7 protein-coding genes are annotated in these 6,468 nt (G+C 74.1%); all 7 read right to left on the minus strand.

Annotated elements, in window-relative coordinates:
- Positions 1–250: 250 nt before the first annotated feature.
- Positions 251–1,024: an alpha/beta fold hydrolase gene (locus H5J33_RS19525; protein WP_309485444.1), complete on the minus strand. Its 774-nt coding sequence runs from the start codon at positions 1,022–1,024 to the stop codon at positions 251–253.
- A gap of 5 nt (positions 1,025–1,029) precedes the next feature.
- Positions 1,030–2,259 (minus strand): XdhC/CoxI family protein, encoded by a 1,230-nt coding sequence (locus H5J33_RS19530; RefSeq protein WP_181796219.1) that lies wholly within the window; start codon positions 2,257–2,259, stop codon positions 1,030–1,032.
- 73 nt (positions 2,260–2,332) lie between these two features.
- On the minus strand, positions 2,333–3,079 hold the full coding sequence (locus tag H5J33_RS19535; protein ID WP_181796220.1) for a 4'-phosphopantetheinyl transferase superfamily protein: 747 nt from the start codon (positions 3,077–3,079) through the stop codon (positions 2,333–2,335).
- Positions 3,076–3,462, minus strand: coding sequence for an acyl carrier protein (locus tag H5J33_RS19540; protein ID WP_181796221.1), 387 nt, complete (start codon positions 3,460–3,462; stop codon positions 3,076–3,078). Before H5J33_RS19540 ends, H5J33_RS19535 begins: the two co-directional genes overlap by 4 nt.
- On the minus strand, positions 3,459–5,777 hold the full coding sequence (locus H5J33_RS19545; RefSeq protein WP_181796222.1) for a xanthine dehydrogenase family protein molybdopterin-binding subunit: 2,319 nt from the start codon (positions 5,775–5,777) through the stop codon (positions 3,459–3,461). Before H5J33_RS19545 ends, H5J33_RS19540 begins: the two co-directional genes overlap by 4 nt.
- A complete protein-coding gene (locus H5J33_RS19550; protein ID WP_181796223.1) occupies positions 5,774–6,298 on the minus strand; it encodes a (2Fe-2S)-binding protein in 525 nt (174 codons plus the stop codon). Before H5J33_RS19550 ends, H5J33_RS19545 begins: the two co-directional genes overlap by 4 nt.
- Positions 6,295–6,462 carry a hypothetical protein gene (locus tag H5J33_RS38715; RefSeq protein WP_399552880.1) on the minus strand — a complete coding sequence of 56 codons (168 nt, stop codon included), beginning with the start codon at positions 6,460–6,462 and terminating at the stop codon, positions 6,295–6,297. Before H5J33_RS38715 ends, H5J33_RS19550 begins: the two co-directional genes overlap by 4 nt.
- Between the last annotated feature and the right edge of the window lie 6 nt (positions 6,463–6,468).

Consider the following 6,468-nt stretch of genomic DNA (forward strand, 5'->3'; position numbering starts at 1 on the left):
CGACCGCGCGGCCACCGGGGTGCTGTTCCGTTTCCGCCCTGCCGGTACGACGAGGGATTCATCGTCCGATCTCCTCTCGGAAGACGCGACGGTGCGCGGGCTCACGGCCGTGTGAGCATGCGGTGGCCCTCGCGAAGCGTGAGATGCGCTCGGACCCGCTTCTGTTCGCTCGTCCGTGGGCGATACCGCACCAGCATCTCCTGTTCCGGAGTCGGCCGAAAGGCGGCTTCCGGTGTCCGCCGGGCCTTCGTCAGGGCGGTGGGGCGTGCGGGCCCGGAGCCGGGGCCGCGGTGGCGTGGCACGTGTGGGCGGTGACGTCCTCGACGATGCGCCGGCAGACGTCGGCGGCCCGGTCGAACAGGTAGAAATGGCCGCCGGGCAGCCGGTGGAGGACGGCGGAGGCCCTGGTGTGCTCCCTCCAGCGGCGGACCCGCTCCGGAGGGGCCAGCGGGTCCGCCTCTCCCGCGAACAGGGAAAGCGGCGTGGTCAGCGGAGGACCGCCCGCGTACTCGTAGGTGTCGACGACTTCCAGGTCCCAGCGCATGGTGCGGACCATCCGCTCGGCGAGGACCGGATGGTGCCAGGCGCTGTCCGGCGTGCCGCCCAGCCGCCGCATGAAGTCCTCCACCCGTTCACGCGGCCAGGTGTGGCGCCGTGGTGCCGCCGGGCCGCCGGTCTGCGGTGCCGGGCTGCCGGAGAGCCCGAGCCACAGGGGCGGCCGGCCCAGCCGCTCCAGCGCCCGGACCAGTTCGAAGGCGACGAGCGCTCCCATGCTGTGCCCGAACACGGCGTATGCGCCGCCGGACTCGGCCCTGAGCACACGCAGCAGCCCGTCCACCGCCTCGGCGACCGAGCGGCAGCCGTGCTGCCTGGACGCGTGCACGCGGCCCGGCAGTTCCGCAGCGAGCACCCGCCAGTGGTCCGGCAGGTGGCTGACGAACTGCCGGTAGCCGTCGGCCGAGCCGCCCGCGTGATGCAGCAGGACGAGCGTCAGTTCGGGGGCCCTGGCGGTCCGCAGTTCCACGCATCTCACGGTCTGGCTTCCGCGAGGAGCCGGTGCCGGGCCGTCGGGTGCTCCGGGTGCTGGGGGTGCTCCGGGTGGTCCGGCAGGTGTCCCGTGCCGTCGTGCGCCTGGCCGGTCACGTGATGGATCGGGCCGGCGGTGGCCGACAGGGGCAGGCAGGAGCCGCCGCGACGGTGGGCGATGATCTCGGCGGCCACGGCGACCGCGGTCTCCTCGGAAGTGCGGGCGCCGAGATCGAGCCCGATCGGGGACCGCAGCCGGGCGATCTCGGCCTCGCCGAGGCCGGCTTCCCGCAGCCGGGTCTCGCGCTCTTGGTGGGTGCGCCGGGATCCCATGGCGCCGACGTAGCCGACCGGGAGCCGCAGGGCCCTCTCCAGCAGCGGGATGTCGAACCTGGCGTCGTGGGTGAGCACGCACAGCACGGTGCGGCCGTCGATCCGGTCGAGCTGGGTATCGAGGTAGCGGTGCGGCCAGTCGACGACGATCTCGTCCGCGTCGGGGAAGCGGCGGCGGGTGGCGAAGACGGGACGGGCGTCGCACACGGTGACGTGGTAGCCGAGGAAGGTCCCGATCCCCGCGACGGCCGCGGCGAAGTCGACGGCGCCGAAGACGATCATGCGGGGCGGGGGGACGTACGCCTCGACGAAGAAGGTGACGGTGTCCTGGCCGGTGTCGTCGCATGGGGTCCCGGCCGGTCCGAGGACGACCTGTCCGGTGCGGCCCGCGTCCAGCATGGTCCGGGCCCGGGCCGCGACCGCGCGCTCCAGGCCGGCGTACCCGCCGAGTCCGCCGTGGTGACCGTCGGCCGTGACCGCCACGGCCGCTCCGACGAGGTCCGGCGGACCGGCCACGGCCCGGGCGAGGGCGAGGGGGGTGCCAAAGGCCAGGGAAGTGATCGCCGCGTCGATCGCCGGGTCGGAGCCCGGGACGACCGGCTGCACGAACACGTCCAGCACTCCGCCACAGGTCAGACCGACCGCGAAGGCATCGTCGTCGCTGTAGCCGAAACGTTCCTGCAATACCTGTCCCGAGCTGATCGCCTCCCGGCACAGCTCGTACACCGCGGCCTCGACACAGCCGCCGGACACCGAGCCGACCGCCTCGCCGCCGGCGTTCACGGCCAGGGCGGCGCCGGGCCCGCGCGGCGCGCTGCCGGACACCCCCACCACGGTGGCCACGGCGAAGCTCTGCCCGCCGCGGTGCCAGGCTCCCAGGGTCTCGGCGATGTCCTTCATCTCGGTCGGCCCTCTCCGGTCTTCATCTCGGTCGGTTTCCACTGCTCGGTGGGACGGCGCCGGGCCGCCGGCCTCAGGCGGCGCCGAGGCCGAGGCCGCCCGCGTCGCCCTCGTAGAGGCTCTCGATCGGGACCGGGCGCAGCGACGTGCCGGTCAGCGACTCGGTGGCCACGGCCGCGGCGCCGGTGTGCGCGGGGCCGCACGGGATGTCCACCACCGTCCACCCCTCGGGCCGGGCCGACTCCTCGGCGCCCAGGTAGTCCTGCGAGAGCGGGCGGCCGAGCCCCGTGCCGAGGCCCTTGAGATAGGCCTCCTTGCGCGTCCAGAGCTGGCCGAAGGCGGCCCGGCGCAGTGGCGCCGGGACCGCTTCGATCTCCGCCCGCTCGTCCGGGTGGACCGCGGTGGAGCAGACCTTGACCGTGGAGGTCTTGGGCACCTCCTCGACGTCCACCCCGATCGGTACGGCCGCGATGCCGATCAGCGCCATCCCGGTGCTGTGGGAGAGCGAGAAGTGCACGGCCGAGTCGGGCACGGCCAGCGTGGGACGCCCGTGCGGCTTGTCGCAGCAGGGGCACGGCAGGCGGACGAACCGCAGACCGGCCGGCGGATGGCCGAGGTAGGCGCCGAGCAGACGGCGCAGCGCGATGTGCGCCGAGGCGTACAGGAACCCGCCCTTCTGGCGCCGGCAGGAGCTGGCCCGGGCGCGTTCGCTCTCGTCGAGGACGGACAGGTCGAGCCTGCCGGTGATGTCCTCCGGGGAGGGCAGGCGCAGCAGCCAGAGGTCCGCCCGGCCGTCGGCGGGCAGGGCGAGCCCGCTCATCCTCTCACCGCCGACGAGGTGATCAGCCCGGCCACCGACTCGGCGGTGTGGGCCGCGAGCCCGGCGATGGACAAGGAGCCCAGCACGGTCCCGAGGTCGAGATCCACGCCGATCGCACCGCGGACGCGCCGCTGGAGCTCCACCCCCTTCATGGAACCGATGCCGATGACGCCGAGCGGGCTGGCGGGATCGACCCGCTCCGGGTCCGTCCGGAGGATCCCGGCGACCTCGTGCCGCAGATACTCCTCGACCAGGGTGGTGCGGCCCGCCGGGTCCGCCGCGGCGAGTTCCGCGAGGGTGGGGGCGCCGGTCCCGGTCGCGTCCTCCGTGTCGTCCCACTCCGCGGGGTCCAGCCACTCGGGGACCATGGGGTGCCGTGTCATGTCGTCGCTCCCTCGTCGTTCCGGGACTTGATCAGGGCCATCACCCGGTCCGGGAGCAGCGGCAGCGCGCCCACCGTCCCGGTGAGCCGCAGCGCGTCGCGGACCGCGTTGGCCACCGCCGCGCCGACGCCCGCGGTGCCGCCCTCGCCGGCGCCCCGGACACCGAGCGGGTTCCCCGGGGCCGGGGAGTCCTCGAAGATCTCGACGCGGATCTCGGGGAGGTCCGACGCGCGCGGCCAGAGGTAGTCACCGAGGGTGGTGGACAAGGGCACGCCCTGCTCGTCGTACGGGAACTCCTCGAACAGGGTGCCGCCGATGCCCTGGACGGTGCCGCCGACCAGCTGGGCGTGCACCAGGGCGGGGTTGACCGCCCGGCCGATCTCGTAGCTCACCGCGTAGCGCAGCAGCCTCACCGCTCCGGTGCCCGGGTCGACCTCGGCCTGGGCGTAGTGCGCCCCGTAGGGGTAGGTCATGGCATCGGCCAGGTACGTGCCGCGGCCGATCAGTCCGGGTTCCTCGCCGGTGCGGACGTAGGGCGGGGCCAAGGAGGCGGCGGCGATCTCGCCGAAGGCGACGCGGCGTTCGGGCTCGCCGTCCGGCTCCAGGCCGCCGTCGCGTACGACGAGCCGGTCCGGGTCCGTGCCGAGCAGGCCGGCCGCCACCCGGCGGGCCTTGGCCAGCACCTGTTCGGCGGCGAGTTTCACGGCCGTGCCGCCGACCACCGTGGTGCGGCTGGCGAAGGTGCCGGAGCCGTCGGCGAGGATGTCGGTGTCGGAGAGCACCACGGTGACGGACTCCGTGGGGACGTCGAACTCCTCGGCGGCGATCTGGGCCATCACGGTCTCGACGCCCTGTCCGACGTTGGCCCCGCCCATCGCGACCCGGATCGCGCCGGTCACGCCGATGTCCACCACCGCGCTGTCGTGTCCGAGACCGGCCTTCTCCAGGATGACGGCGCAGCCGGTGCCGACCAGCCGGCCCTGCTCCCTGGCCCTGCGGGCCTCCTCGCGCCAGGCGCCGTAGCCGAAGAGCTCCCGGGACTTGTCGAAGTGCTCCAGGTGGTCCTTGCCGTCCAACAGCATCGGCGCGCCGAAGACGTGCAGTGGCCGCCGGTGCGGCAGTTCGCCGGCGTCCAGCAGGTTGATCCGGCGTAGTTCGACCGGGTCCACGCCGAGCCGGTCGGCGGCGAGGTCCATGGCGTGCTCGCGCACGAAGTTGTGCTGGAACCTGCCCGGTGCGCGGTAGGTGCCGACCGGGGTCTTGTTGGTGGTGACGATGTGCACCCGGCTCCGGCAGGCGGCCATCCGGTACGGGCCCGACATCATGGAGGAGGTGAGGGCGGCCACGACGGCTCCGTGGGTGCGGATGTAGCCGCCGGTGTCCAGCCACGCCTCGCCGCGCAGGCCCAGCAGCCGGTGCCGCTCGTCGAAGGCCAGTTCGATCCGGTGTTCCTGCTCGCGGGCGTGGTTGGCGGCGGTCAGGTGCTCGGTGCGGTCCTCGGTCCACTTGACCGGGCGGCCGGTGCGCAGGGCGAGGAACGGGACGAGCAGGTCCTCGGGGTAGAACTCGCCGCGGATCCCGAAGCTGCCGCCGGCGTCGCTCTCCAGCATGTGGATCTGGTGCTCGGCGATGCCGAGCATCCGCGCGGTGACCCGGCGGTTGAAGTAGGGGACCTTGGTGGCGCCCCAGACGGTCATCCGGCGCGCGCGGGCGTCCCAGTCGGCGACGAGGCCGCGCGGCTCCAGCGGGGTACCGCTGTGCCGGCCCACCTTGAGGTCGGCGGCGACGACGTGGGGTGCCGTCGCGAAGACCTCGTCGACGTCACCGAAGGAGAAGTCCACGGTGCCGACGAGTGCGCTCTCGCCCGGCCGGCTCCCGGGCCGCAGCGCGGCGCCGGCCCGGGCGTCCAGCGAGACGGGCAGTTCCTCCAGGTCGAGCGTGACCAGATCGGCCGCGTCCTCGGCGAGGTACGGGTCCTCGGCGAGGACGGCGGCGACCGGGTCGCCGACGTACTGGACGAATCCGGTCGCCAGGGCGGGCTGCAGATAGGGGGTGAAGTCGATACCGGGCGAGGGCTGGCGGACCGGGATCCGGGGCATGCCCGCCAGGTCGGCGGCGGTGATCACGGCGACCACGCCGGGGTGGGCGGCGGCGGCCTCGACGCCGATCCCGCGGATCCGGGCGTGGGCGACGGGCGAACGGACCACCCGCAGCCAGAGCTGCCCGGGCCGTACGATCTCGTCGTGGAAGCGGCCCTGGCCGCGCAGCAGCCGGTCGTCCTCCAGGCGCGGTACGGAGACTCCGATGGCGTTCACGCGTCCGCCTCCTCCCGCTCCTGGTCCTTCGGGCCGGCGGCGCCGCTTCGGGCGGCCGCCTCCACCGCGTCGACGATGGGGGCGTAGCCGGTGCAGCGGCACAGGTTGGCGGCGACGCACTCGGTGATCCGGTCCCGGTCGGCGGCCGGTTCCTTGCGCAGCAGGGCGGTGCCGAGCATCAGGAACCCGGGGGTGCAGAAGCCGCACTGGAGGGCGAAGTGCTCCTTGAACGAGCGCTGCAGGGGGTTCAGCCGGCCGCTGGTGGGGTCCTGCTCGGCGAGCGACTCGACGGTCTCCACGGCGGTGCCGTCCGCCTGGACCGCGAGCATCACGCAGGAGCGGACGGGTTCGCCGTTCACCAGCACGGTGCACGAGCCGCAGACCCCGGTCTCACAGCCCACGGTCGTGCCGGTCAGGCCGAGGTCGCGCCGGAGCACGTCGGCGAGGCTGCGCCGGGGGTCGACGGACAGGGTGTGCGAGGCCCCGTTGGCGCTGAGTTCCAGCGGGATGGGGGTGGTCATGGCGCGGTCGCCTCCTGGAGTCGGGCCGTGCTGCGGGTGAGGGACGCCGCCAGCGCCCGGCCGGTGAGCGTGCGGGCGAGGTCCCGGCGGTATCCGGCGGGGGCCCGGTGATCCGCTCGGGGGTCGAGGTCCTTGGCGGCCAGCCGGGCCGCGTGGTCGAGCAGCCCGTC

It is taken from the genome of Streptomyces sp. WELS2 (assembly GCF_013870595.1).
Classification (GTDB): Bacteria; Actinomycetota; Actinomycetes; order Streptomycetales; family Streptomycetaceae; genus Streptomyces.

Excerpts from the sequence above, each read along its gene's own strand:
- H5J33_RS19530 (WP_181796219.1), bottom strand. The coding sequence starts at position 2,259 with ATGAAGGACATCGCCGAGACCCTGGGAGCCTGGCACCGCGGCGGGCAG.
- H5J33_RS19540 (WP_181796221.1), bottom strand. The coding sequence starts at position 3,462 with ATGACACGGCACCCCATGGTCCCCGAGTGGCTGGACCCCGCGGAGTGG.
- H5J33_RS19535 (WP_181796220.1), bottom strand. The coding sequence starts at position 3,079 with ATGAGCGGGCTCGCCCTGCCCGCCGACGGCCGGGCGGACCTCTGGCTG.
- H5J33_RS19550 (WP_181796223.1), bottom strand. The coding sequence starts at position 6,298 with ATGACCACCCCCATCCCGCTGGAACTCAGCGCCAACGGGGCCTCGCAC.